The sequence below is a fragment of the Thermococcus sp. JCM 11816 genome, assembly GCF_055396515.1.
Genome location: NZ_AP043741.1, coordinates 897,236 through 920,969 on the forward strand (window position 1 = coordinate 897,236; position 23,734 = coordinate 920,969).

Annotated in this window: 24 protein-coding genes; 15 read left to right on the plus strand and 9 right to left on the minus strand. The window is 53.1% G+C overall.

Going from position 1 to position 23,734, the window contains the following annotated elements; all coding sequences use genetic code 11:
• Positions 1–52: 52 nt before the first annotated feature.
• The 3 genes from ACZ5TN_RS05050 to ACZ5TN_RS05060 all read left to right on the plus strand — a co-directional run bounded on the left by ACZ5TN_RS05050 (position 53) and on the right by ACZ5TN_RS05060 (position 4,192).
• Positions 53–1,675 (plus strand): ABC transporter permease, encoded by a 1,623-nt coding sequence (locus ACZ5TN_RS05050; RefSeq protein WP_048053795.1) that lies wholly within the window; start codon positions 53–55, stop codon positions 1,673–1,675.
• The gene (locus tag ACZ5TN_RS05055) at positions 1,669–2,673 is read left to right on the plus strand and encodes an ABC transporter ATP-binding protein (protein ID WP_464917334.1); all 1,005 of its coding nucleotides are present in this window, start codon (positions 1,669–1,671) and stop codon (positions 2,671–2,673) included. The genes ACZ5TN_RS05050 and ACZ5TN_RS05055 overlap by 7 nt, the downstream gene beginning before the upstream one ends.
• Before the next feature lie 145 nt (positions 2,674–2,818).
• Positions 2,819–4,192, plus strand: coding sequence for an NCS2 family permease (locus ACZ5TN_RS05060; protein ID WP_464917518.1), 1,374 nt, complete (start codon positions 2,819–2,821; stop codon positions 4,190–4,192).
• Positions 4,193–4,261: 69 nt separating this feature from the next.
• Here the strand turns inward: ACZ5TN_RS05060 and ACZ5TN_RS05065 are convergent, their stop codons facing one another.
• The gene (locus ACZ5TN_RS05065; protein ID WP_083755794.1) at positions 4,262–6,517 is read right to left on the minus strand and encodes a methyl-accepting chemotaxis protein; all 2,256 of its coding nucleotides are present in this window, start codon (positions 6,515–6,517) and stop codon (positions 4,262–4,264) included.
• A gap of 148 nt (positions 6,518–6,665) precedes the next feature.
• Between ACZ5TN_RS05065 and ACZ5TN_RS05070 the strand changes: the two genes are divergently transcribed.
• Entirely contained in the window at positions 6,666–8,891 is a 2,226-nt protein-coding gene (locus ACZ5TN_RS05070) for an OB-fold nucleic acid binding domain-containing protein (RefSeq protein ID WP_464917335.1), read from the plus strand.
• Between the two features lie 75 nt (positions 8,892–8,966).
• On the plus strand, positions 8,967–9,245 hold the full coding sequence (locus ACZ5TN_RS05075) for a family 4A encapsulin nanocompartment shell protein (protein ID WP_464917519.1): 279 nt from the start codon (positions 8,967–8,969) through the stop codon (positions 9,243–9,245).
• Here ACZ5TN_RS05075 and ACZ5TN_RS05080 read toward each other — a convergent pair.
• The 4 genes from ACZ5TN_RS05080 to gcvH form a co-directional block, all read right to left on the minus strand.
• Positions 9,229–10,155, minus strand: a complete 927-nt coding sequence (locus ACZ5TN_RS05080) for a triphosphoribosyl-dephospho-CoA synthase (RefSeq protein ID WP_464917336.1) — start codon at positions 10,153–10,155, stop codon at positions 9,229–9,231. The genes ACZ5TN_RS05075 and ACZ5TN_RS05080 overlap by 17 nt on opposite strands.
• Positions 10,156–10,383, minus strand: coding sequence for a hypothetical protein (locus ACZ5TN_RS05085; protein WP_011249107.1), 228 nt, complete (start codon positions 10,381–10,383; stop codon positions 10,156–10,158).
• Position 10,384: 1 nt separating this feature from the next.
• Positions 10,385–10,816, minus strand: coding sequence for a PspC domain-containing protein (locus tag ACZ5TN_RS05090; protein WP_011249106.1), 432 nt, complete (start codon positions 10,814–10,816; stop codon positions 10,385–10,387).
• A 150-nt stretch (positions 10,817–10,966) separates the two neighbouring features.
• Complete coding sequence (gene gcvH / locus ACZ5TN_RS05095) at positions 10,967–11,371, minus strand: glycine cleavage system protein GcvH (protein WP_011249105.1); 405 nt, start codon at positions 11,369–11,371, stop codon at positions 10,967–10,969.
• A gap of 499 nt (positions 11,372–11,870) precedes the next feature.
• Between gcvH and ACZ5TN_RS05100 the strand changes: the two genes are divergently transcribed.
• Positions 11,871–12,344, plus strand: coding sequence for a pyruvoyl-dependent arginine decarboxylase (locus tag ACZ5TN_RS05100; RefSeq protein WP_011249104.1), 474 nt, complete (start codon positions 11,871–11,873; stop codon positions 12,342–12,344).
• Here the strand turns inward: ACZ5TN_RS05100 and ACZ5TN_RS05105 are convergent.
• Complete coding sequence (locus ACZ5TN_RS05105; RefSeq protein WP_011249103.1) at positions 12,338–12,808, minus strand: hypothetical protein; 471 nt, start codon at positions 12,806–12,808, stop codon at positions 12,338–12,340. The two genes, ACZ5TN_RS05100 and ACZ5TN_RS05105, sit on opposite strands and share 7 nt — an antisense overlap.
• Before the next feature lie 87 nt (positions 12,809–12,895).
• Between ACZ5TN_RS05105 and speE the strand changes: the two genes are divergently transcribed.
• Genes speE through ACZ5TN_RS05130 form a run of 5 tightly spaced genes read left to right on the plus strand, consistent with a single transcriptional unit; the run spans position 12,896 to position 16,342 of the window.
• The gene (gene speE, locus ACZ5TN_RS05110) at positions 12,896–13,762 is read left to right on the plus strand and encodes a polyamine aminopropyltransferase (protein WP_011249102.1); all 867 of its coding nucleotides are present in this window, start codon (positions 12,896–12,898) and stop codon (positions 13,760–13,762) included.
• Position 13,763: 1 nt separating this feature from the next.
• On the plus strand, positions 13,764–14,645 hold the full coding sequence (locus tag ACZ5TN_RS05115) for a lysylphosphatidylglycerol synthase domain-containing protein (protein ID WP_464917337.1): 882 nt from the start codon (positions 13,764–13,766) through the stop codon (positions 14,643–14,645).
• 32 nt (positions 14,646–14,677) lie between these two features.
• Positions 14,678–15,349 (plus strand): hypothetical protein, encoded by a 672-nt coding sequence (locus ACZ5TN_RS05120; RefSeq protein WP_464917338.1) that lies wholly within the window; start codon positions 14,678–14,680, stop codon positions 15,347–15,349.
• A complete protein-coding gene (locus ACZ5TN_RS05125; RefSeq protein ID WP_464917520.1) occupies positions 15,339–16,148 on the plus strand; it encodes a hypothetical protein in 810 nt (269 codons plus the stop codon). The genes ACZ5TN_RS05120 and ACZ5TN_RS05125 overlap by 11 nt, the downstream gene beginning before the upstream one ends.
• A 50-nt stretch (positions 16,149–16,198) precedes the next feature.
• Positions 16,199–16,342: a C2H2-type zinc finger protein gene (locus ACZ5TN_RS05130; RefSeq protein ID WP_011249098.1), complete on the plus strand. Its 144-nt coding sequence runs from the start codon at positions 16,199–16,201 to the stop codon at positions 16,340–16,342.
• An 80-nt stretch (positions 16,343–16,422) separates the two neighbouring features.
• Here ACZ5TN_RS05130 and ACZ5TN_RS05135 read toward each other — a convergent pair whose 3' ends face one another.
• The 3 genes from ACZ5TN_RS05135 to ACZ5TN_RS05145 form a co-directional block, all read right to left on the minus strand.
• Positions 16,423–17,427, minus strand: a complete 1,005-nt coding sequence (locus tag ACZ5TN_RS05135) for a cell wall-binding repeat-containing protein (protein WP_011249097.1) — start codon at positions 17,425–17,427, stop codon at positions 16,423–16,425.
• A 45-nt stretch (positions 17,428–17,472) separates the two neighbouring features.
• Positions 17,473–18,147: a metal-dependent hydrolase gene (locus tag ACZ5TN_RS05140; protein WP_011249096.1), complete on the minus strand. Its 675-nt coding sequence runs from the start codon at positions 18,145–18,147 to the stop codon at positions 17,473–17,475.
• A 113-nt stretch (positions 18,148–18,260) separates the two neighbouring features.
• A complete protein-coding gene (locus ACZ5TN_RS05145; RefSeq protein ID WP_464917339.1) occupies positions 18,261–19,619 on the minus strand; it encodes an ATP-binding protein in 1,359 nt (452 codons plus the stop codon).
• Between the two features lie 185 nt (positions 19,620–19,804).
• Here ACZ5TN_RS05145 and ACZ5TN_RS05150 point away from each other — a divergent pair, with 185 nt between their 5' ends.
• Genes ACZ5TN_RS05150 through iorA form a run of 4 tightly spaced genes read left to right on the plus strand, consistent with a single transcriptional unit; the run spans position 19,805 to position 23,734 of the window.
• The gene (locus ACZ5TN_RS05150) at positions 19,805–21,181 is read left to right on the plus strand and encodes an acetate--CoA ligase family protein (RefSeq protein ID WP_464917340.1); all 1,377 of its coding nucleotides are present in this window, start codon (positions 19,805–19,807) and stop codon (positions 21,179–21,181) included.
• A 2-nt stretch (positions 21,182–21,183) separates the two neighbouring features.
• Positions 21,184–21,342 carry a hypothetical protein gene (locus ACZ5TN_RS05155; protein WP_011249093.1) on the plus strand — a complete coding sequence of 53 codons (159 nt, stop codon included), beginning with the start codon at positions 21,184–21,186 and terminating at the stop codon, positions 21,340–21,342.
• On the plus strand, positions 21,329–21,790 hold the full coding sequence (locus tag ACZ5TN_RS05160; RefSeq protein WP_464917341.1) for a type II toxin-antitoxin system VapC family toxin: 462 nt from the start codon (positions 21,329–21,331) through the stop codon (positions 21,788–21,790). The genes ACZ5TN_RS05155 and ACZ5TN_RS05160 overlap by 14 nt, the downstream gene beginning before the upstream one ends.
• The gene (gene iorA / locus ACZ5TN_RS05165) at positions 21,791–23,734 is read left to right on the plus strand and encodes an indolepyruvate ferredoxin oxidoreductase subunit alpha (RefSeq protein ID WP_464917342.1); all 1,944 of its coding nucleotides are present in this window, start codon (positions 21,791–21,793) and stop codon (positions 23,732–23,734) included. It begins immediately after the preceding gene.

Consider the following 23,734-nt stretch of genomic DNA (forward strand, 5'->3'; position numbering starts at 1 on the left):
TAACAACCTTGCCCAATCAACGCTTATAAACCCGAAGAACCGAGTTATAGGCATGAGACCAAAAGCGCTCGCGGTCATCCTGCCGCCACTGGCCTTTCTCGTATTCTTCTTCTACGCCCCAATACTCAGCATCCTCAGTCTTGGAGTCTGGGAAAACGGGCCAACCCTGGAGTACCTCCGGGCAGTCCTGAGCAACGAGTACCACCGAAACGTTATCCTCTTCACGATTTCCCAGGCTTTAGCGTCAACGGTTTTAACCGTTCTAATCGGCCTTCCCGGGGCGTACATCTTCGCCAACTACGATTTCCCCGGAAAGAGACTGATAAAGGCCGTCTTGACTGTTCCTTTCGTGATGCCGGGCATTATGGTAGCGCTCGGCTTCGTAATCCTCTTCGGGAAGGGCGGCATCATTGCGGGACTGATAGGGCGCGACCCGGGCATAATCTACTCTTGGAAGGCAATCCTTCTGGCCCACTCCTTCTACAACTTCCCGATTGTCGTCAGGATGGTCTCGGCGCTCTGGCAGAGGGTCAACCCCCACTACGAGGAGATGGCTGAGGTTCTAGGGGCAAAGGGGTTTACCCTATTCAGAAAGGTCACGCTCCCGCTGATCTCACCGGCCATCTTCGCCTCGGCTATGCTGACCTTCGTTTTCTGCTTCCTCAGCTTCTCCGTGCCACTCATCCTCGGCGGCTACCAGTATGTTACCATCGAGGTGGACATATTTTCGACGATAGTTACCCTCCTCGACTTCAGAACCGGGGCGGCTCTTGCAATAATCCAGCTCTCCCTTTCGGTGGTCTTCATGTACCTCTACCTGAAGGCGCTTGAGGCGTATTCAAAGAGAGAGGAGCAGAGAATAATGAGGAAACCGAAGGAGCTGACCATCAGGTCAATCTTAAGCCCTAAGGGGCTCGGGATAGTTCTCTACTCCATCTTTGTCGTGGTCTTTATCCTGGCGCCGCTTGGGGCCGTCGTCTACGACTCCCTGCGCTTCAACGGAACTTGGAGCCTTGAGTGGTACAGAAGGATATTCTCCACCGAGTACAACCCGATGTTCGGAACTTCAACCCTCGGAGCGATAAGGAACTCACTCCTCTTCGGCTTTGCAACTGTGTTCCTCTCAACTCTGGTCGGCCTGCCGATAGCGTACTTCCTCAACCGCTGGAAGTTTAAGGGAAAAGTCCTGCTCGATGCCCTCGCGATGCTCCCGCTGGCCAGCTCGCCGATAACCATCGGTTTCGCCTACGTGAAGTTCTTCAGTACGACACCCCTCTACTACACCATCTGGATAATCGTGATAGCCCATACAGTTATAGCCTATCCGTTCGTCCTTCGCTCCGTTTCAACTGCCCTGAAGAAGATAAAGCCAAACCTTAGGGAAGCTGCGCTCAGCCTCGGTGCAGGGGAGTGGAAAGCCTTCCTGAGAGTTGAGCTACCGCTGGCCGCTGGAGGATTGGTGGTTGGAGCAATATTCGCCTTCGCGATGAGCATTGCGGAGCTTGGTGCGACCTACATGCTCGCGACTCCCGAATACACCACGATGACGATAGCGATATACAAGTTCCTCGGCGCGAGGCAGTTCGGGAGCGCTTCGGCGCTGTCCGTTCTCCTCATGGCGGTCTCGGCTCTCGGCTTCATAATCATCGAGAGAACCGGTGAGGAAGTATGGTGAGGGTTAGGCTTGTGGGAATAAGGAAGTCGTTCGAGGGCTTTACACTCGAGATTCCGGAGCTTGAAGTGGAGAGCGGGGAGATGATGACGCTCCTCGGGCCGAGCGGGTGCGGGAAGACGACCACCCTGCGGATCATAGCAGGACTTGAAAAACCCGACTCTGGAAGGGTGTTTTTCGACGAGACAGATGTTACGAACTTGGAACCAGGAAAGAGGAACATTGGGATAGTCTTCCAGGACTACGCGCTCTTTCCGCACATGACGGTCTTTGAAAACGTCGCCTTTGGCCTTGAGATGAGGAAGCTTCCCAGGGACGAGATAAAGAAGAAGGTCGAGTGGGCGCTTGAACTGGTCGGCCTCAAGGGGTTTGAAAACCGCTACCCAGAACAGCTCTCAGGCGGCCAGCAGCAGAGGGTAGCCCTCGCCAGGGCCTTGGTCATAGAGCCACAAGTTCTCCTCCTCGACGAGCCCCTCAGCAACCTCGACGCCAAGATACGCGAGCGCCTGAGGGGAGAGATAAGGAGAATCCAGAAGGAGCTTGGGATAACGACGATCTACGTCACCCACGACCAGGAAGAGGCAATGGCCGTGAGCGACAGAATAGCCGTGATGAACTCGGGAAGGATAGAGGGGATAGGAAAACCGCTTGAACTCTACTATCACCCGAAAACGGAGTTCGTCGCCAAGTTCTTGGGTTTGAGCAACATACTGGAGCTTGAAGCTGAGAACGGAATCGCCCGCCTTGGCACTCTGGAGTTCAAAACGGGAAGAGATGGAAAAGTTAGGGTCTTCTTCAGGCCCGAAAACGTCCTCGTGAAGCCCGGAAAGGGGGCAAGAATCGTGGGCTACGACCTCCTGCCGGGCAGGATACGCCTGAGACTGAGGATAGGTGGCGAGACCATAACTGCGGAGCGCTTCCTTAACGAACTGCCCTTCAGCCCGGAAGACATCCCCAAGGAAGTGAGCGTCGAGGTTATTTCGTATTCTGTCCTCGAATGAGGTGGCCATTCTGATGCCATTGCTTTTTCCTGTTTTGCCCAAACGCACCAGACCTTCATCTGCTCCCGGTTTTACATTTCTACGTCAAAAAAAGATTTAAAAATCGGTTTTATTAGCAGGTAATAGTCAAACGGAGGTGACGCTCATGGGATGGTTTGAGGAGTACTTCGAGTTCGAAAAGTATGGAACCGATATGAAGACCGAGATTTTAGCTGGGGTAACCACTTTCCTCACTATGGCGTACATACTCTTCGTGAACCCATCCATCCTCAGCGATGCGATGGGAAAGGAGGCCTTCAACTCACTCGTCGCTGTGACAGCTCTAGCTGCGGGCTTTACAACCATTCTCATGGGTCTCTACGCCAAGAAGCCCTTTGCCCTCGCACCTGGAATGGGTCTCAACGCGTACTTTGCCTACACAGTTGCTCCTAAATACGGCTGGAAGGTGGCTCTCGCGGCCGTCTTCGTCGAAGGTCTCATCTTCATAGTCCTCAGCGTTACCAAGGTCAGGAGCGCGATAATCCACGCGATACCTACGGGCCAGAAGTACGCTATAGGCGCTGGAATCGGGCTTTTCCTCACGCTTATCGGCCTGAACGACGTTGGTCTGCTCACGGCAAAGGTAACGGCCCCCGCTGGAAGCGAGTTCGTCATAAACGGGGAGGTAAACCTCATCGGAAAGCTCGCCTTTACGGGCCTCAACGCTCAGGTCCTCACGACCAAAGCGGGCCTTCTCTTCGTTTTTGGACTTCTCTTAACCGGAATCCTCATTGCGCTCCGCATCAAGGGTGCGCTCCTCATCTCAATACTCACGACAAGCTTCCTCGGCTGGATAACAGGGGCCGCTCCCTGGCCTGAGAGTCTCTTTTCGATGCCCGACATAAGCTACACCTTCATGAAGATGGACCTCCACGGACTCCTAAACGCAGGAGCCCTGGGTGTTGTCTTCGCGTTCTTCATGGTTGACTTCTTCGACACGCTTGGAACCGTAACTGGACTGAGCGCGAAGGCTGGTTTCCTGACCGAGGACGGAAAGGTTCCCGATGCCGAGAAGGTTCTCCTGACCGACGCCATAGGAACGACCTTCGGTGCGGTCCTCGGAACCTCAACGGTGACCACATACATCGAGAGCGCCGCGGGAATAGAGGAGGGCGGAAGGACTGGAATGACGGCCCTCGTTACCGGCTTCCTCTTCCTCGCGATAGGTCTCTTCATAGCTCCCCTGGCTGGAGCAATCCCTGCCTTTGCAACAGCCCCGGCCCTCGTCATAGTCGGCTACTACATGCTCACCGCCCTCAAGGAAGTTGACTTCAGCGACCCGACAGAGGCACTTCCAGCGTTCCTCGTCCTCGTGACGATACCCTACACCTACTCAATAGCCGACGGAATAGGAGTCGGGTTCATCAGCTACACCATCCTCAAGGTCTTCAGCGGCCGCTGGAAGGAAGTCCACCCGCTAATGTACGTCTTGACCATAGTCTTCGTCGCGTACTTCGCTTACCTCGGCGGCGTGTTTTAATCCCCTTTTAGCCCCTTCTTTTATTTTCGGGAGGAGATGATAGAAAACAAGAAGAAAAGTCAGAAAAGCTTAGAGCTGGAACTGCTCAACGTTCTGGCGGAGTGACCTCGCGATTTCGCGCAGCTTTCTGGCCTCTTCTGCTAGGCTCTCTATCTCAGCCCTCTGCTCTTGCATGGCGGAGCTTACCTCTTCCGCACTGGCGGTCGTTTCCTCGGCACTTGCAGCGAGGTTCTCCAGCGCCTTCAGGGCTTTCTCCACCTCTTCCCTCGTCCTCTCGGCCTGCTCCTTAACCTCCGAGACCCTGGAACCGACGGCACTTATCATCTCGGCGATGTGACCCAGGTAGCCCAGGCTCTCCTGGAGACCCTGTGTTGACCTCGAAACGGTATTAACTCCCCTCTGCGTCTCCTCAACGGCCCTCTGAACCTTCTCCTCCATCTCCGCAATGATTCTGTTTATGGTTTCGGCAGCCTGCTTGCTGTCTTCAGCCAGACTGCGTATCTCCTGAGCAACTACTGCGAATCCCTTACCTGCCTCACCTGCTCTGGCCGCCTCAATGGCCGCGTTCAGGGCAAGCAGGTTGGTCTGCTCGGCAATGCCGCTGATGGCCTGGGTTATCTCACCGATCTTCCTGCTCATCTCACTGACCGCCTTAACGGCCTCATCTATGAAGTGCATTGAGCGCTTTATGCTCTCGACATCTTTAATGGCCAGCTCTCCCTTGCTCCTGCCCTCTTCAGCTATCCTGACAACTTCCCCCACGGCACTCTCAAACTCGTTCATTGTATCTACTGTCTCCTCTGTTATGGAAGAAACCACGCGCATGCCCTCGGTTATCTCGTTGATGTTCTCCTGCTCCCTCTGGGCCTCGATGCTCACCTGCTCCACCGCCTCGCCGACCTGATCCATGGAATGCCTGACGTTCTCCGCGATTTCCGCCAGTGTATCAGCCTGCCTATCAAGCTCAAACCCTATCTCCCTGATGTTTCCGATGAGCGTCCTCATCTTTGCTGAGGTCTCCCTAAGGGCGAGGATTATGTTCTGGAGGTCACCGCGCGCGTTTTCATCGAGGGTGTAGTTCAGCCTGCCCTCCGCCATGTCTTGCAGACGGGCGATGACCCCGTTCAGCGTGCCTATGACATCCTTCGATATTGCCTCAAAGGCGGTGAGGAGTTTTCCTATCTCGTCGTCCCTGTACGGGTAGTCAATCGACGACACGTGCCGTTTTGCTTCCTCCAATTTCCCTTCCCCAATCAATTCAGCAGCCTTGGTGAGCTCTTCTATGGGTCTGAGAGAGTCGCGCAGATATTTTACGCTGAGGAGAGCCAGCACTATACCAGCAGCCAAAGAAGCGAGGAGGCTTAAAACGAGACTCTTTGATGCCTCACCCCTGGCCCTCTCCAGGGCGCTGAGCAGGGAGGCCATCATTTCCTCCTTGGGCACGACTGATAATATTATCCATCCTGACACACTGCTCTTCGAAAATGCCACCAGCACGTCCTTCCCATTGAGGGTCGTCTCAATGACGCCAGTATCTTTCCTCTCCAGAGCCTTGGAAAGGGCCGAATACGATGGATCTTCAAAAATGTTGAGCTTCCCAACGAGGTCGCTGTTCGGATGTATTATGACGGTGCCGTTTGAGTTGACAACGAATGAGTAACCTGTTTTTCCGAGTTTTGCTCTCAGTATTTCCTCCTTTATGATGGAGACATCGACGTCAACCCCAAGAACGCCCTTTACTTCTCCCTCATACTTAATGGGGACGATGTAACTGACCACAGTTTTGTTAGTTATCATATCCGTATACGGATCCGTCCAGAAGGACCCCTCACTTACCGCCCTCTGATACCAGCTAGTTTTCGTCGCGTTGAAATCCTCTGGAAGCTCCGCTGGCGGGATTATTTCCAGCCTCCCCCTGAAATCCGCGTAGTAAACGTTGATTATCCTCTCATCGGAATTTTTAAAGCTCTGAAGAATCTTTTTAACGTAGTTCCAGAACGGGGGGCTATCCGTATATCCGGGGATGTAGGAGCCAAACGAGTATTCCTTCTCTATGGACTTAGCATAGGAATCGGCCAACATACGGAGCGCATACATAACACCATCAATCTCCCTTGAGTAGCTTTCACTTTCCAATAACGCCGTATGTTTCGCCTGCTCCAATAGGGCCGGACTCATTGTCTCCTCGACGGTTTCCCCCATCCGGCTGATCCCCCTAACTTGGAGAACCGCCATTATGAGCATTATCACCGTGAGAGTTCCAATGATCGCGACGTAAATCTTCTGCCTAAACCTCAACAACAATCCCCCCTTTAAGGGAATCATCAACCAATCTGAATTACTCTTCGATTATTTTTAAGGTATTTGTGTATGTATTTGTGTAGGTTGCAACGATTGGAGATATCCCCCGAAGACCCAAAGCGGACTAACTAACTTTTTAAGGCAACCTTCAAACTTAGGCCGGTGAGAGAAGATGGTTGTGAAAGACTGTCCCGAATGCCACGGAACGGGCAAAGTAAAAGTTGGCGAGAAGGAGTGCCCCGTTTGCGAGGGCTGGGGATACGTTCCAGCTGACTTTAAGATTGGAGACAAACTCAAGGGTTACAGAAACCTAGATCACCTTGGAGTTGAGGATGAAGTTGATGAGATACCCTGCCCTGAGTGCCATGGGAAGGGTACTGTTCCAGTTTACGACACCTGCCCGACCTGCGGGGGAACTGGGAAAGTTCTAGCCTGCGACATCTGTGGAAAGATAAAAGGCCCCTGGGAGCCGGGCATGGAGACAACGTGGGTTTGTCCTGACTGTCTGAGGAAATACAAGGTCGTTTACATCCTCGATAAGACATGTGATTATGAAGACGTTGAAGTTGGTAGCCTGTACAAGGGCACGATTGACAGGGTGGAGCGCTTCGGCGTCTTCGTCAAGCTCAACCCACACGTTACGGGTCTCATCAAGAGGAAAGACCTCCTCGGTGGAAGGGAGTACAAGCCCGGCGACGAGATAGTCGTGCAGGTTCTCGATGTGAGACCCGACAAGAGGGAGGTCGACCTCATAGAGTCTGCCCTCAAGCACTACAAGACGGTCGTTGTTAGGAAGGAGCTTCCGGTCACTCCGATAGCCGAGCTGAGCAAGGACATGGCGGGTAAGACCGTCAGGATACAGGGAAGAATCACCCAAGTTCAGGTAACCGGCGGGCCGACGGTCTTCACGATAACCGACGGAACTGGGATAACCTGGGTAGCGGCCTTTGAGGCGCCCGGAGTCAGGGCTTACCCGAACATCAACGTTGGGGACATAGTTGAGGTCATCGGTAAGGTTGCCTTCCACTCGGGCGAAATACAGATCGAAGCCAGCGACATGGCGAGGCTCTGGGGCCCGGATGCAGCGAGGGTGAAGCAACAGATAGAGGCCGAGCTCGACAGGAGGGCACAGCCGGAAGACGTTGGCTTCCTGGTGGAGAGCGAGGTTCTTGAGAAGCTCAAGCCGAAGATAATGAAAGCTGCCTTCATGATAAGGAGGGCCATTCTGGAAGGCAGGCCCATACTCCTGAGGCATCACGCCGATGCCGATGGCTATACATCCGGCCTGGCCCTTGAGTACGCTATAGTCCCCCTCATCGAGAAGATATCACCAGACCCGCAGGCGAGGTGGAAGCTCTTCAAGAGGAGGCCGAGCAGGGCACCCTTCTACGAGCTTGAGGATGTTCTTAAGGACATTATCTTCATGGTCGAAGACCACGAGAAGTTCGGCGACCCGCTCCCGTTAGTTGTTATAGTCGACAACGGCGGAACGAGCGAGGACATTCCGGCTTACAAGCGCATTCGCGCCTACGGCGTCCCGATAGTGGTCATAGACCACCACGACCCGCGCGAGTGGGTGAGCGAGGATAAGGCGAAGGTGGATGACTACGTCGATGTTCACGTCAACCCACACCACGTCAAGCGCGGCTACTACGAGCTAACGGCCGGAATGCTCGCCACCGAAGTGGCGCGCTTTATCAATCCAGAAGTAGAGGACAAGATAAAGCACCTTCCTGCGATAGCTGGAACGGGTGACAGGAGCAAGGCACCGGAGTTCTATCAGTACCTCGAGATAGCGAAGAAGGCCAAGGGCCTCACGGAGGAAGACCTGAAGAAGATAGCAGAGGTAATCGACCACGAGGCCTACTTCTGGAAGTTCATGGACGGACACGGCATTATCGATGAAATACTCCTCCTCACAGGAAACCTCCAGAGACACCGCGAGCTCATCAATGCCATCTATCCCGAGGTCAAGGAGAAGCAGGAAAAGGCACTGAGGGCCTCCCTGCCGCACGTCAAGAGCGTCGTCCTGCCGAACGGGGTAAGGTTCAACACTATAGATGTGGAGCTGTTCGCGCCGAAGTTCAGCTATCCGTCTCCAGGCAAGCTCTCTGGATTAATCCACGACCACTTCAAGGAGAAGTACGGTGAGGACTCGCCAATACTGACATTAGCCTACGGCCCGGACTTCGCGGTTGTCAGGGCCAGCGACGGCATGGCTGCCTACGGCTTTGACCTCAACGAGATAATTCCAAAGCTCCAGGAGAAGCTTCCGTCAGCCGGAATCGAGGGCGGCGGTCACAGCTACGCTGGCTCGATAAAGTTCTTCGAGGGCATGAGGAAGGAGGTTCTTGAGGAGTTTGCAAAGGAAGTCGTGAAGCTGAAGAAGATTTCCTGATGTCTTTTTCTTTTCCCGGGTTTTGTTCCTGCAAACGTTTTTAACCTTCGGGACAACCCAGAGATGGTGACAGTTATGAGGGGAGACCTGATAAGGATTCTGAGCTCTGTTGAAGAGAAGGCGAACGAGCTGAAGCTGGAGGGCTTTGAGCCCGATGTCGTCCTCGTCGGGAAGGAAGCTTATGAGTTTATAAAAGAACAGGTAAACGAGGAGTTTGGCGGAGAGGAGGAAGTTTTTGAGCTCTCCAGCCTCAGGGTGAGAATCCTTGAGGAGCTCGGCGGAGATGCGGTCGTCGTTGACACCAAAGCCCTTGGATACGCCCCAGCCGCGAGGCGCTTTAAGGTTGTCCCATGATTCCCCATGCTTTTCCATCCACAACTTTGATTTTCAGGCCCGCGAGGGCTAAAACGCTGAGCGATGCCGCCATGATGTCGGCGAGGCTTCCAGGGTTTCTCAGGTCACCTTTTTCCCGGAGAAAGGCATCGAACTCTTCAACGCTGAGCCTTCCCTCGAGAACTTCACGGGCTTTGTTCATCACGAGCTCTGCCTCTTCCTTCCCTGCTTTCCTGACTATGAGAGTGTCTTCCCTGCTTGCCAGAAGTTCGAGGAAGGCCCTGACTGCAGCATCTTCCAGCGGGTACTCTTTTATGAGCTGGAACAGCCTCTCAGCGGTCGAGTACGTGAGCTCGTAGCCGGTGAGCCACTCACAGAAGACAAGCTCCCTCTCACAGCTTATCTCAGCGAGCTTCCACAGGTTTATTCCGTCCCTGAAGAGCTCCTCAAATGAGTCGTCGGAATATACGTCGTACTTGACACCGCCGGGTATTCCTTTCGGGTTGGCCGTCCTGATTGCCCGGTAAAGCTCCATTGTGTCTCTAACCGTCGAGGCCCGGATGAGCTCGCGGGCCTTTTCTCCAGCCTCCAGGGGGTTCTTCGAGAGGGAAGAACCCATGGCCAGAGGTATCCCCAGTACGAGAACTCCAAAGTTAGGATTGGCGTCCTGGACTTCCTTCGACGCTATCACCGCCCGTTTTATCAGACTCCCAATACCAGCCTCAGACGGGAAGAGCTCGCCCCTCCTGACCAGCTCCGCAGTCCTCACGGCCTCATGGTAAACACTCACAACAGCCGTGTTGGCGAATATGAAGTTGTAGAGGGTGAGGTCGCTGAAGTCGCGGTAGCGGTTCACGTTGCCGGGCTTTGGAAGTGCCGCCTCCAGCAGGGGGCCAAGCAGAAACGCTCTCACAATATTCCACCGCTCCATTCACACCACCAGGTACAGGATTAGATAGATTATGTAGAGCACTAGGACGGCTTTCCTGAGGGTCTTTCTGGTAAGCATGTACAGGCCGAGGGCCAGCAGGGTCACGCCCCAGAAGGCGTTCTTTATGTAGGGCGCGTAAACCCTCAGCGGCTCGAGTACTGCCGGCTGAAACTCCTTCAGAAGGAGCAATAATCCAAGGAAAATGAAGATGTATCCAAGCGTCCTCATATCACTCACCCTCCTTAAGGAGCACTACGCCGATTACCAGCAGGACAACTGCAAGGAGCGTCTTGAAGCCCACCACAGGGAGCACTCTAAAGGCGGAATCCACCAGAAGGATGGCTCCAAGAAGTATCAGGACAAGGGCGACGATTCTGGATGTGCTGTCCTCGTGAACCACGGCACCCAGGCTCTCCCCAGCTTCCTTTATGACGTCTTCGAGTTTCTTGCCGAGGTCAGAGCTCTCTTCCTCAGAGCTCTCTTCGGGCATCACCAGAGCAGCAAGCAGGTAGGCCAGCGTCATAACGCCTGGATTAACCGCGAAGAGAACGACGAAGATAAGCCTGACAATAGTCGGATCCACTTCCAGGTACTCGGCTATTCCCCCAAGAACTCCAAGGAAAATCCTATTCTTTTTTGATCTCACGAGTCTCTTTTCCATACTTTCACCGATGATAAAAAGGAGCGAAGCTTAAAAATCATTCCTTAATTTCGACGCACCCAACAGATAACATCCAATCCAAAAGGGCTAGAAAGTTCAAACGCTTAATGTTCTTTAGAAATAAGGAAATAATGAAGAAGAAAAAGCCCATCAAAGGCTCCTCAGGTATTCGGCGTAGGCTTGGGCGTCCATAAGCTCCTTGAGCTCTTCCTCAAGGTTGGTCGGCTTGAGCTTGGCGATCCAGTTCTCGTAGGGATCCTCGTTGAGGAGCTCGGGGCTGTCCTCGAGGGCCTCGTTGACCTCGATGACCTCGCCGCTGACTGGGGCGTAGACCTCGCTGACTGCCTTGACGCTCTCAATCTCACAGAGAACGTCGCCCTTGCTGACTTCCTTGCCGACTTCCGGAAGCTCGACGTAGGCGAGGTCTCCCAGCTCCTTCTGGGCGTAATCGCTTATGCCAACGAGAACCGTGCCGTCATCAAGAACTTGAGCCCACTCGTGGTCTTTCGTGTAGTAGAGGCCTTCCTTGACCTTGTATTCCCCGACTTCGATCATGAACATCACCGTCCATGGTTGCAACTTTGAGCATTTAAACCTTATCATGTCCAAGCTGTTATCAGTGCTTTTTGGTGTGGCCGGAAATAGGGAGTTCAGTCGAAATTCCTGTAGATTATTGAGAGCGCCGTCAAAAAATTATCATGGGCGGTCAAACGCAGTATCCATTGGGGCGATTTGAATTTGAACGGATGGGAAAGAAAAAATTGACATTTGAGGATGGGTTCCTGTTTGGGCTTGTTTCTTCACGGCGGGCCTGATGTTCTACATAATCACGCTTATCATAACCTTCTTCGTTCTCTACTCAATGGCATCGAGAATGATGTTTTAGCGCGTTTTCCCCCCATGGGCCTTCTATGCTACAAAAACACCCCCAAATCGCCTCTTTTAGATATAGCGAAACGTTTTTAAGCTGGTAAAGAAGTCGCGTTTGATTAAACAGTCTGCTCATCTAATAACAGGAGGAGAGTATACCTAAAGAGAAAAGGAGGAGGTTGAGATGAGCTGGACAACCCCAAAGAGAGCTTTTATAGGTGCCGCAACCGCTGAGGGAGGGACTAAGCTGAACGCCTTTGACAACGCACTCCTCAAGCTGGGCATAGGAAACGTTAACCTGGTCAAGCTAAGCAGCGTTATTCCCGCACATATCGAGTGGATGGAGAAGGTACACGACGTTCCGATAGGAATGCTCCTGCCGACAGTTTACGCCCACATCGAGAGCGACGAGCCGGGGATGACGATAAGCGCCGCACTGGGCGTCGGGATAAGCAAGAACAACGAAGGCGGTCTGATCTACGAGTATTCGGGCTACTGCACCAAGGAAGAAGCCGAGGAAATGGTCAGGAAGATGGTCGAAGAAGGCTTCAGGCAGAGGGGCTGGGAGCTCGGTGAGTTCAAGGTTGCAAGCGCCGAGATAACCGTCAAGGACAAGCCAGCCGCCGCAATAGCGGTCGTCGTCATGTTCCCCTACTGAACTTTTTCTTTTCTCACCAAAGTGTATTCGTCTTTTCCCGTTCTTTCGAAGCTCAGGTGGTACTTCACTCCACTTTTGGAAACCCAAGCGTCAACGTAATCGTTTCCCGCAATCCAGAGAACCTCAAAGCCTCTCTTCGTTAGGTTCTCTTTAAGGGGTTCCTTTATCTTTTCACCGGGTTCTAGAATGCTGGGTGTCGTCCCTTCCCTGATGAACTTCAGAAGGGACATAAACAGCTCCTTCGGGTCAGTGGCCTCGATTGGAAAAGTAAAGCTAACGCTACCGTCCTCTATTGTTCTCTCAAACGTGTACTCATCAAAGAACACTAAAAACATCTCGACCTCTCCATCTGAGGAAATACTACCAACCAAATGGGGAATCCCAACTATCTCAGTGTTTAAAAGCTCATCCCACACCTCTGCGATTTTCTCGGCCACGATTCTTGCAATACCTGTTCCTTCCATACATAGGACAATACGCGATTTTCTTAATAAACCTCTCGCCACGCTAAGCTTTAAAACCCAACATCGTATCCACCGGTGGTGAGACTCATGGGATACAACGAGCAGGAGAGGGCTTTCATCGAATGGTACCCTCGCGGCTACGGAGTCGGGTTTAAGGTGAAGAGGAGACTGTTTGAGACCCAGACGGAATACCAGCGTCTTGAGATATACGAGACGGAGGGCTTTGGGAAGCTCCTTGTCCTGGATGGAACCGTCCAACTTGTGGAAGTTGGTGAGGAGAGCTATCACGAAGTCCTAGTACACCCTGTAATGCTTGCACACCCGAACCCGAGGAAGGTTCTCGTCATCGGCGGTGGAGACGGTGGAACGCTCCGCGAGGTTCTTAGGCATGACACCGTTGAGAAGGCCATAATGGTGGAGATAGACGAGGGTGTTGTGGAAGCGTCTTACCTCTACCTTGACGTCGCCAAAGACCTTTTGGACAGGCTCATAAAGAAGGAAGAGCCACGGGCCGAGCTGATAATCGGCGACGGCGTCAAGTACCTCAGGGAAACTGATGAACGCTTCGACGTTATAATCGTGGACTCAACCGATCCAGTCGGCCCCGCGAAGCTTCTCTTCAGCGAAGAGTTTTACAGGGACGCCTACGAGAAGCTGAACGAGAAGGGTCTTTACGTTACCCAGGCCGGCAGCGTCTACCTCTTCACGAACGAGCTACTCGACGCGTATAAGGCCATGAAGAAAGTCTTTGACAGGGTGTACTACTTCAGCTTCCCGGTCATAGGCTACGCCTCGCCCTGGAGCTTCCTCGTTGGGGTCAAGGGAGACGTTGACTTCACCAGGATAGACCTTGAGAGGGCAAAGAAGCTCGACCTCTACTACTACGATCCCGAGAGGCACGAAACCCTCTTCCAGATGCCGCGCTACGTCAGAAAGCTCCTAGAGGGGCAGTAAATTGGGCAACAAGAGAAAAGCTCTAACAATAGTACTGACGATAGGCATAACCTCCTACCTGATATACCGCGTTCACTCGGAGGCTTCGTCGGTTGAGCTCAGTCCGGGGCTGTTGCTCTCTCCATATTTTCTCCTCGCCTGCATCACAGGTTTAGCGGGCTATCTCCTCTACACTACGCTCTGGTACGTCTACCTGAAGAAGAGGGGCATCAGTTTCAAGAGAACGCTACTTGCGACGCTTTCGGGAACGTATCTCGGGTTTTCCCTCAACTCTGCGGTCGGGTTCTTGGTTAAGGTTCGCCTTCTTGGGACTGACTATTGGTACACCTTCGGCGTTGGGCTCCTGGCAATGGCCACGGAGTATATTTCGGGCCTTATAATGGTCGCAGTTATGGCGAGAAACCCAATAGCCGGCATCCTGGCGGTCATACTGGGCGTCACTATGATCTTTGACAGGGTCGCATACTACGCTGTTTATCCTCTTTTCTGGGTAATGAAATCCGTTGAAAGACTCGACAGGATGTATCAGGGATGGAAAGAAGCTAAGGAAGGATTATCAGTTCTTCCGGCGATTGTCATTGGAATTGGGATGGTATTCTCAAACGCAGCCACACTTTTTCTCGTGGGCAAATCGGTCGGAGTTAAAATCCCCTATGGGGAAGCATTCAAAGGTGTCCTTTATTCCACGTTTTTGGGAGGAGTCCTGGGAACACCAGGAGGAATTGGGGCAAATGAACTGGGTGTTACCATTGCCATAGGCAACGGAGCGGCCCAGATCGTTACTGCATTCCTCTACAAGACCCTCACAACTTACCTCTATGCTCTCGTCGGAGCGGTTGCATTCTACAGGGTTGTCGCCGCTGGGAGACCAGAAGACTATTAACCATCGAGCACCAAGTATCCAGGGGCAGAGCTATGGACGTCTTTGAAGAAATAGAAAAGCGTGAAAAACGGCTCAATGCAATAATAGAGATTGCAGAGGACAGGCTGAAACACATTGAGGAGTTAGGTGTGAAAGCTAAGGGGCCCCAGATTAAGGATTACTCCGCTTACTACGTTCTCATAACACTGGCGGGAATGATCCTTGGAACAGCAGTCCTCGTTATTGTGTCCAGAAGGATAGAAAGCGGAATAAAAATTCCGATAAAGCTCTACGTTGTGCTCATGCTCCTGTTTGCGATACCCGCCGTTTACTACCTTCTCTTCAAAAGGAAACCCGGGGAAAGCCCCGGCTCAGACCTCGTTGAGAGGGAGCGTATGGCAAGAATACTTCTGGAAAGGTTTTACAAACCGCTCAAGGAGGCAGTACAGGCAGATGACAAGGCGAAAATTGAGGAACTGGCAAACAGACTGCTTGAAGACCCAATACTTGCTTCCTCCATGGAGATTCTGAACGAGGGAGATCCAAAGGTAGTAGCCTATGCACTCCTTCTATACGCTAGATACGAACCCGGACTGGAAAACGAGGTGAAAGAGACTCTCAACATCGTGACGAACAAGCCAGCGAAAGCTCTTCTTGAGACCCTGCTGAGGAAAGGTTATAATCCTCAAGAACAGTCTAAGATAGGTGGAGACCGTGAGGCTTGAAGTGTTAAGCCGTGAGGATATGAACGAACTCTCTAGAAAGCTCAGCAGGGCAGGAATAATGAACAGGCCAGTCGAGGAAACGAAGCCAGAGATAGAGCACTACCTGATAGTTAGGGGAAAATACTCAAAACTCGTTGAACTCAGTCCAAAAGCACCCATTCTCGGGGAAGAACTTGAAGCAATCCAGCTTGCCTATGAGGAGCTTATGCGCGACTGGGAAGTCGGCCAGGAAAAGCCCTTGAGCGAGCTTTTTGAAGAGCCTGATCTCTCGAAGCTGTCCCTGATAACGGCCCTGATAGAGGAGGGGGCCGTTGAGGAGCGCGATGGAGTGTTAGTTTTAAGAGGGAAACCACCATTGGATAACCTAGAGCTTGAGCTCAGGTTTCCAATTGACGAGCTTGAAGAAGATCTTGACGAGCTCGGTGATCTGAATGCAACCCTCATAACGGAGTACACTCTGAGCAAGCACTACTACGTTGAAGTCCTTGAAGTTGACAGGGAGCTTCTCGAGAATGCGCTTGAAATTGCAGAGGAGTATGCAACTGAAGAGAGCCTGGTTGAAGCGACTTTTGATGCGATAGCCCGCTCTGTACTGGCCGAAAAGATTCTTGAACTAGCGGAGAAGCACAGGAGAAAGAACGAACTTATAGAGGCGCTTATGGTGATAGAGCCCATAACGGTGGAAGCCGAAGGGGATAGAGTGAACATCTACTACGATGAAGACGCCATAGAGGACTTCCTCAAAACCTTACAGACGCTTGGATACCTGAAAGTCAAGGGGAACAGGATTTGGGTTTAACCAGCAAAATTTAAAAGTCCAAACCCAAAGGATGGGCGGGGGTGGAGGAGATGGCGGTGCTGAAGGCCATCAAGATCGAGGACAGGGACGGAGAGATACTCTTCCGCTGCCCGAGGTGTGGGATGGTCTTCCGCAGTGCCAAGGCATACACGAGGCACGTGAACAAGGCTCACGGCCATCTCTTCCGCAAGTGATTCGATTTTCCCTCTTTTTTGGGGATGAGGAGACAGCCAGGACCCTGAGAAAAGTGATGAGCGGAGGGCTTGTCCGACCCTCAGTCACGCATGATGATTTCCTTCGTCAGCTTCACAATGAAAGTCTTCCCTGTTTTCTCGCGCTCGACGAGCTGTTTCTTCTCGAGCTCCTGGATTATCCTGCTTATGGTTGGGCGCGAATAGCCCGTAAGCTCTGGAAGCTCCTCCTGCTTTATGGTTCCCCCATTTTCGAGGATCGCCTTAACGACCGCACGCTCCTTCTCGGTTAAAACCTCAATTGGGACCCTGTTGGCGGCCCACTTCTTCTTGGCATAGTATAGCGAAGCAGGAATTGCAACGGCTAGTGTAAGTACAACAGCCCCCACTACGTAGCCCCAGTTTATTCCCTCAGGAACAGTGGAAGTCGGTACGGATATAGTTATGTTCTCCTGGAGCCAATAGGTGTTGTATCCCATGTCTTGTAGTTCTTTCTCAATATTTTTGGAGAGACCCGCTCCAATGAGAATCACCGTTTCTGGTTTCAATCTGGCGAGGGTGTCCTTAACGGATTGGGATATATTCGAAGGGTTGGTGAGGAGAAACGGCCTGTCGTAGGCCATTGCCCATCTGGCGGCGGCGAGAGCAGAACCGTAGTCGCTTGCACTGGCCAGGACGACGGCGTCGATTCCAGAGGGGTAGAACTCCTCGGCCAGCTTAGCGGCGGTATCAACCCTGGTCTCACCACCTATCCTGGTGACCTGAAAGCCAAGACTCATAAGCTGCTCCTGGACTCTCTGGCTTATCGCCTGATAGTCACCTATAACTAGGACGTGGTACCAGCCGAACTGCTCATAGCTTTGAAGCTGGGCCAGGGTAGCGGGGTCAAGCTCCTGCGGGTTTACGGGGAGAATGGGAACATCCAGATGCTTTGAATAGGGAAGCGCCACTATGTAGTCGATGAGGTCGTCGTTGCGAACTATTATGAGGTCGTATTCGTAGTCTTGATTCTGCCCGCTCGCAGTGGGGAGCAACAATGGAAATAGGAACAGCGCTATTACTGCCACCGCTGGGATTTTTCTGCCCATTTCACCACCTAGAAGTAAGCTAAGAAGAGAAATTTAAAAGGTTTTTCAAAGCTCAAGCTCCTCTCCAGGCTGGAGGATAACGACCTCCGCCTTGTCACCGACGAGCCTCTTGAACTCCTCGGGGTCCTGGGCGATCGGCGGCCAGGTGTTGTAGTGCATCGGAACGACTTTCCTCGGCTTGAGGAGCTCGACGGCTTTGGCGGCTTCCCTCGGTCCCATCGTGAAGTGCCCGCCTATCGGGAGGAGGGCAACGTCAATCGGGCCGTAGAGCTCGTTGAAGAGTGCCATGTCTCCGAAGACGAATGTATCCCCCGCGTGGTAGATGGTCACTCCGTCGAGCTTAACTATGTAGCCGCAGGGATTGCCTATGTTGTGCACTCCATCACTGCTTGAGTGCCAGGCTGGAACCTGGACGATGAAGACCCCATCAATAGTGGTTGGCCCGTAGTTCATGCCAATGGTCTCTACATCGCTCGCCTTCTGGGAGATGTAGTTGGCTATGTCATACATGGCAACTATTTTTGCTCCGCTTCTCCTCGCTATCTCTATAGCATCTCCAATGTGGTCGCCGTGGGCGTGGGTAACGAGTATGAGGTCTGCCTCAACCTCCTCAGGCTTGACGGCGGCCTTCGGGTTGCCGCTGAGGAACGGGTCTATGAGTATCTTCTTGCTTCCCTCGATCAGAAAAGCCGCGTGGCCCAGGAACTTCACCTTCACCATCGCCATCACCTCCAGAGTTAAAATAACCGAAGCTTACTTAAAGGTTTCGGGTGCTCCCTTTGGCTGAGGTGAAGGTAAAAGGGTCTTGCAGCATTGTCCGTAACTTAATCATCCTAAATGTCTTCAAAATCCTCTAGATCCCAGGCCAGGAAGCTCTTTCCTCTTAGCTCCTCTTTTCCCTTGATCTTTTTCGCCACAAGCCCGTAACGCTTCTCCCACCCTCTCAGTTCAACGAGTCCCGCCTTCCTCTCCAATTCCTTTAAAATTCCCCTCGCTTCCCTCTCGCTTAACTCCTTCCACTTAACCTCGACGAAAAGGGCTTTCCTCTCGTGCTCGTTCAAGGCAACGAGGTCTATCTCTTCATTTTTATGCCACCAGCGGCCAATCTTGGTAAAGCGGAAGGGGAGCTTTCCTTCTTTGTTCAGCTCGATGAGAAACTCCTTTGAAACGTCCTCAAAGCGGAAGGAGAAAATCCTCTGGAGGGTTTCCCCAATATCGTTGAGGGTTATGGTTCCAAGCTCTATCCCGGTCCTGTTTGAATAAACGAGCGAGAACCAGCTCATAAGCATTGGATCGGAGATTCTATAGAGGCCTCGTTTTTCCTTTCTCGCAACGGGAAGCTCCCTTTCCACGAAACCGAGGCGAATCAGGGTCTCAAGGTAGGGATAAATTTTCCTCCCATCCAAGCCGGCTCCGCTCGCTATCTCAGAGGGCTTTCTTCTCCCGGAGGCCATCGCCGAGAGGATTGAAAAGTAGGTCTTCAGCTCCCTGAGTTCGGAGAGGACTATGTATGGCTCATCGTAGAAGTACCCCTCTGGAGTGAGGAACTCCCCCTCAACGAAGTCCCCAACTGTCCTGTAGCGGGATGCAATGATGAGATAAGCTGGAACTCCCCCGAGGAGCATGTAGAACTTCAGACCCTCCTCAAAGTCCTCAAAGAACCCGAGTGACGGGAAGAGCCCAAGTGGGCGGAGCCTGAAGCCAGCTGTTCTCCTGCCGTAGAGCGGGGATGAGTGGCTCAGAACCTCGTCCTCCATCATTCCCATCAGGGAACCCGAGAGGACGAGCATCACTGGTTTGCTGCTCAGCTCGTGGTCCCAGACCCTCTGAAGGGCGCTCAAGATGCCTTTATCGCTTTTGACCGCGTAAGTGAACTCGTCGAACACCAGAAGCGTTTTATTGTCAATTTTTCCCGAAAGGTACTTGAAGAGGGGGTACCAGTCGGAGAAGCTCAGGAAGACCTCATCGTCGAAGAAATCTGCAAGTTCTTCTGTGAGGCTTTTAATTTGGCTCTCTTTCGTCCCCTCCATGAATGTGTGGAAGAAGGCCCTCTTTCCCCTGGAAAACTCCACTAAAAGCCTGGTTTTTCCTACCCTTCTCCTTCCGTAGATGACGACAAAGGACGGAGTGTTCCTCCATTCCTTTTCGAGGATCTCCAGCTCCCTTTCCCTGTCAACAAATTTCCTAATCATGATTAGTACTAATCTAGATTAGTATTTAAGGCTTTCGTAAGGTCGTTGCTTAATCTGCCTCATTGTCTAGGAACTTCACCGCTCATCAACGTCTCTTTGAGTCCATCAAAGCCCTTATTTTCTCCGATGCCCGTTTTGGGAAAGCTTATATACGCTCTAACCGAGATTTAAACGGTGAGTGATTGATGACGTTCGACTACTTCTTCAAGCCGAGGGGGATAGCGGTCATCGGGGCATCAAACGACCCGCTCAAGCTGGGCTACGAGGTCTTCAAAAACCTCAAGAAGTACAAAGCCGGGAAGGTCTATCCAGTGAACGTCAAGGACGAGGTTGTTCAGGGAGTTAAGGCCTACAAGAACATCAAGGACATCCCGGGAGAAGTTGACTTAGCTATCATCGTTGTGCCGAAGAAGTTCGTTAAACAGGCGATAATAGACGCCGGTGAGAAGGGCGTCAAGGGCGCCGTCATCATAACTGCTGGCTTCGGTGAGACCGGCGAGGAAGGCAAGAGGGAAGAGCGGGAGCTCGTAGAAATTGCCCACAAGTACGGCATGAGGATCATCGGGCCGAACTGCGTCGGCGTTATGAACACCCAGGACGACATGAACGCCACCTTCATCATGGACGCCAAGAAGGGAAGCATAGCCTTCATCAGCCAGAGCGGTGCTCTTGGGGCTGGAATAGTCTACAAGACCGTCAAGGAAGGAATCGGCTTTTCCAAGTTCGTCAGCATAGGGAACATGGCCGACGTTGACTTCTCCGAGCTCATGGAGTACCTCGCCGACACGAAAGAGGACAAGGCGATAGCCCTCTACATCGAGGGCCTCAAGGACGGCAGGAAGTTCATTGACGTTGCAAAGAGGGTCACCAAGAAGAAGCCGGTAATAGCGCTCAAGGCAGGCAGGAGCGAGAGCGGTGCGAGGGCGGCATCATCTCACACGGGTTCGCTCGCCGGAAGCTGGAAGATTTATGAGGCGGCATTCAAGCAGAGCGGGGTTCTGGTTGCCGACACAATTGACGACATGCTCAGCATGGCGAGGGCATTTACCCAGCCGCTCCCGAAGGGCAAACGCGTAGCCATAATGACCAACGCCGGCGGCCCGGGAGTTCTCACGGCCGATGCCATAGACAGGAAGGGTCTCAAGCTGGCCAACCTTGAGGAGAAAACTATCGAGGAGCTCCGCTCCTTCCTCCCGCCGATGGCGGCCGTGAAGAACCCGGTGGACATGATAGCCTCTGCCCGCGGAGAGGACTACTACAGGACTGCTAAGCTCCTCCTCCAGGACCCGAACGTGGACATGCTTATAGCCATCTGCGTCGTCCCGACCTTCGCGGGAATGACGCCGACTGAGCACGCCGAGGGCGTCATCAAAGCTGTAAAAGAAGTCAACAACGGAAAGCCCGTCCTTGGGCTCTTCATGGCAGGTTACGTCAGCGAGAAGGCCAAGGAGCTTCTTGAGGCCAACGGAATCCCGAGCTACGAGAGGCCGGAGGACGTTGCCGCTGGAGCCTATGCCCTCGTCCAGCAGGCGAAGAACGTTGGCTTGCTGAGGGAGGAGTGATTATGGAAACCCATGCAAAGCCCGAGGGTAAGGGGGCAAAGCTTCCTAAGGTGGCTCCGCCTACTATCAACGACCTCTACGAAAGGATGAGAGAACTCATTGGAGAAGTCGAGAAAGACCCCCACAAACTCCTGAAGGAGATGCGGGATGCTCGTGGTTGACACTTCCGCTCTGGTGGACGCCGTAATACCAGTGAAGGGAAAAGAGCACAGAAATGAGCTGGCAAGACGAGCGATATCCAGTGCTGAGAGCGCTGAAATTCCCTTAGCTATGCCACGACTGGGGGTAGTTGAGACCATAAGTCTTGTCAAACGGCTTACTGGGAAGGATGAGGCAGTCGCTCTCATTGAAGAGTACCTATCGAGCAGGGTTCTCCAGGTTTCAGAGGATTGGATATTCGAAGACGCAAAAGATATCGCAAGAAAAATCCATCCTCGGGCTGCTGATGCATACTTTATCTCCACTGCCAAGAAATTTGATGCAATTTTAATCTCCTCAGACAGAGATATGGTTAGCAGGGCCCGAAAAATGGGCGTTAAGGCGTTTTACATTTTGGATGAGTCTGAACTTGAGGATTTCTTGAAAGAGGTATCTGGAGGTGCAGTTTAGATGGCGAAGGTTACCGACATAGTGTTGTGGGACAAGCCCGGGGAGAGGGTTCTCCTCCTGGGCAACCACGCGATAGCGAGGGGAGCGCTCGAGGCGAACATAGCGGTTTTCGCCGCCTATCCCGGAACGCCGAGTTCAGAGCTCACCGATACGATGGCAGCCGTCGCAAAGAAGGCAGGAGTCTACATGGAGTACTCGACCAACGAGAAGGTCGCCTTTGAGACGGCTTTAGCCGCAGCCTGGAGTGGCCTCAGGGCCATGACGGCAATGAAGCACGTTGGCCTTAACGTCGCGGCCGACAGCTTCCTCAGCTCGGTCGGCATGGGCGTTGAGGGAGGCTTCGTCATAATGGTTGCAGACGACCCGAGCATGTGGTCTTCACAAAACGAGCAGGACACGCGCGTTTACGCAAAGTTCGCAAACGTCCCAGTTCTTGAGCCGAGTTCGCCCCACGAGGCAAAGGAGATGACGAAGTACGCCTTCGAGCTGAGCGAGAAGTTCAAACACTTCGTCATCCTGAGGACAACCACCAGGAGCTCCCACGCGAGGGGCGACGTTGTTCTCGGCGAACTGCCCGAGGAGATAAAGACCGGTAAGAGGAAGTTCGGAAAGTTCAAGAAGGACCCGACGAGGTTCGTTGACGTCCCCGCCCACGCGAGGAAGTTCCACCCGCTGATCCTCGAGAAGATCGAGAAGATACGCGAGGAACTCAACAACTGCCCGTTCAACTGGATCGAGGGCAAGGAAGATGCGAAGGTCGGTATCATCGCTCCCGGTTTAAGCTACGCCTACGTCAAGGAGGCCCTTGCCTGGCTCGGAGTCGAGGATGTCAAGATCCTCAAGCTCGGAACGCCGTTCCCCGTCCCCTACGGCCTGCTTGAGAAGTTCTTCGACGGCCTTGAGAAGGTTCTCATAGTTGAGGAGCTCGAGCCGGTTGTCGAGGAGCAGGTCAAGACCTGGGCCTACGACAGGGGCCTGAGAATCCCGATCCACGGAAAGGACCTCGTGCCGAGAGTTTATGAGATGACCACGAGGAGGGCGGTTGAAGCGATAGCCAAGTTCCTCGGCCTTGAAACGCCGATAAACTTCGCCGAGATCGACGAGAAATACGAGAAGGTCTCTCAGATAGTCCCGCCGAGGCCGCCGAGCCTCTGCCCAGCGTGCCCGCACAGGAACAGCTTCTTCGCCATAAGGAAGGCAGCTGGCCCCAAGGCGATATACCCGAGCGACATAGGCTGTTACACCCTCGGTGTCCTCCCGCCGCTCAGAACGGTTGATACAACGGTCGCCATGGGTGCCTCCATCGGCATCGGTCACGGACTCAGCATAGCGATGAACGGCTCACTCGCCGAGGAAGAGCACAAGGAGGGCAAGGAGAAGCAGATTATCGTCGCTACCATCGGTGATTCAACGTTCTACCACACAGGCCTGCCGGCCCTTGCCAACGCCATCTACAACCGCTCCAACGTTCTCATCGTTGTTCTCGACAACCTCGTTACGGCAATGACCGGCGACCAGCCCAACCCGGGAACGGGACAGACGCCTCACGGCATGGGTAAGAGGATACCGATTGAGGACGTTGCCAAGGCCATGGGTGCGGACTTCGTTGCGGTCGTTGACCCCTACGACATAAAGGCCACCTACGAGACCATAAAGAAGGCCCTCGAAGTTGAGGGTGTGAGCGTAGTCGTCTCAAGGCAGGTCTGTGCCCTCTACAAGATCGGCCAGATGCGCAGAAGGGGAATGAAGTGGCCCATCTATCAGGTTGTCGAGGACAAGTGTACCGGCTGTAAGATCTGTATCAACGCCTACGGCTGTCCGGCGATCTACTGGGATCCAGAGACCAAGAAGGCAAAGGTTGACCCAACGATGTGCTGGGGCTGCGGTGGATGTGCCCAGGTATGTCCGTTCGATGCGTTCGAGCCCATGAAGGAGGGTGAGTGA

What these genes read in the sequence shown, in the direction of transcription:
- ACZ5TN_RS05060 (WP_464917518.1), top strand. Translation starts at nt 2,819, where the DNA reads ATGGGATGGTTTGAGGAGTACTTCGAGTTCGAAAAGTATGGAACCGAT.
- ACZ5TN_RS05075 (WP_464917519.1), top strand. Translation starts at nt 8,967, where the DNA reads ATGAGGGGAGACCTGATAAGGATTCTGAGCTCTGTTGAAGAGAAGGCG.
- ACZ5TN_RS05090 (WP_011249106.1), bottom strand. Translation starts at nt 10,816, where the DNA reads ATGGAAAAGAGACTCGTGAGATCAAAAAAGAATAGGATTTTCCTTGGA.
- ACZ5TN_RS05050 (WP_048053795.1), top strand. Translation starts at nt 53, where the DNA reads ATGAGACCAAAAGCGCTCGCGGTCATCCTGCCGCCACTGGCCTTTCTC.
- ACZ5TN_RS05150 (WP_464917340.1), top strand. Translation starts at nt 19,805, where the DNA reads ATGACGTTCGACTACTTCTTCAAGCCGAGGGGGATAGCGGTCATCGGG.
- ACZ5TN_RS05085 (WP_011249107.1), bottom strand. Translation starts at nt 10,383, where the DNA reads ATGAGGACGCTTGGATACATCTTCATTTTCCTTGGATTATTGCTCCTT.
- ACZ5TN_RS05065 (WP_083755794.1), bottom strand. Translation starts at nt 6,517, where the DNA reads ATGATTCCCTTAAAGGGGGGATTGTTGTTGAGGTTTAGGCAGAAGATT.
- ACZ5TN_RS05130 (WP_011249098.1), top strand. Translation starts at nt 16,199, where the DNA reads ATGGCGGTGCTGAAGGCCATCAAGATCGAGGACAGGGACGGAGAGATA.
- gcvH (WP_011249105.1), bottom strand. Translation starts at nt 11,371, where the DNA reads ATGATCGAAGTCGGGGAATACAAGGTCAAGGAAGGCCTCTACTACACG.
- iorA (WP_464917342.1), top strand. Translation starts at nt 21,791, where the DNA reads ATGGCGAAGGTTACCGACATAGTGTTGTGGGACAAGCCCGGGGAGAGG.
- ACZ5TN_RS05105 (WP_011249103.1), bottom strand. Translation starts at nt 12,808, where the DNA reads ATGGAAGGAACAGGTATTGCAAGAATCGTGGCCGAGAAAATCGCAGAG.
- ACZ5TN_RS05070 (WP_464917335.1), top strand. Translation starts at nt 6,666, where the DNA reads ATGGTTGTGAAAGACTGTCCCGAATGCCACGGAACGGGCAAAGTAAAA.
- ACZ5TN_RS05100 (WP_011249104.1), top strand. Translation starts at nt 11,871, where the DNA reads ATGAGCTGGACAACCCCAAAGAGAGCTTTTATAGGTGCCGCAACCGCT.
- speE (WP_011249102.1), top strand. Translation starts at nt 12,896, where the DNA reads ATGGGATACAACGAGCAGGAGAGGGCTTTCATCGAATGGTACCCTCGC.
- ACZ5TN_RS05135 (WP_011249097.1), bottom strand. Translation starts at nt 17,427, where the DNA reads ATGGGCAGAAAAATCCCAGCGGTGGCAGTAATAGCGCTGTTCCTATTT.
- ACZ5TN_RS05140 (WP_011249096.1), bottom strand. Translation starts at nt 18,147, where the DNA reads ATGGTGAAGGTGAAGTTCCTGGGCCACGCGGCTTTTCTGATCGAGGGA.
- ACZ5TN_RS05120 (WP_464917338.1), top strand. Translation starts at nt 14,678, where the DNA reads ATGGACGTCTTTGAAGAAATAGAAAAGCGTGAAAAACGGCTCAATGCA.
- ACZ5TN_RS05145 (WP_464917339.1), bottom strand. Translation starts at nt 19,619, where the DNA reads ATGATTAGGAAATTTGTTGACAGGGAAAGGGAGCTGGAGATCCTCGAA.
- ACZ5TN_RS05080 (WP_464917336.1), bottom strand. Translation starts at nt 10,155, where the DNA reads ATGGAGCGGTGGAATATTGTGAGAGCGTTTCTGCTTGGCCCCCTGCTG.
- ACZ5TN_RS05055 (WP_464917334.1), top strand. Translation starts at nt 1,669, where the DNA reads ATGGTGAGGGTTAGGCTTGTGGGAATAAGGAAGTCGTTCGAGGGCTTT.
- ACZ5TN_RS05155 (WP_011249093.1), top strand. Translation starts at nt 21,184, where the DNA reads ATGGAAACCCATGCAAAGCCCGAGGGTAAGGGGGCAAAGCTTCCTAAG.
- ACZ5TN_RS05160 (WP_464917341.1), top strand. Translation starts at nt 21,329, where the DNA reads ATGCTCGTGGTTGACACTTCCGCTCTGGTGGACGCCGTAATACCAGTG.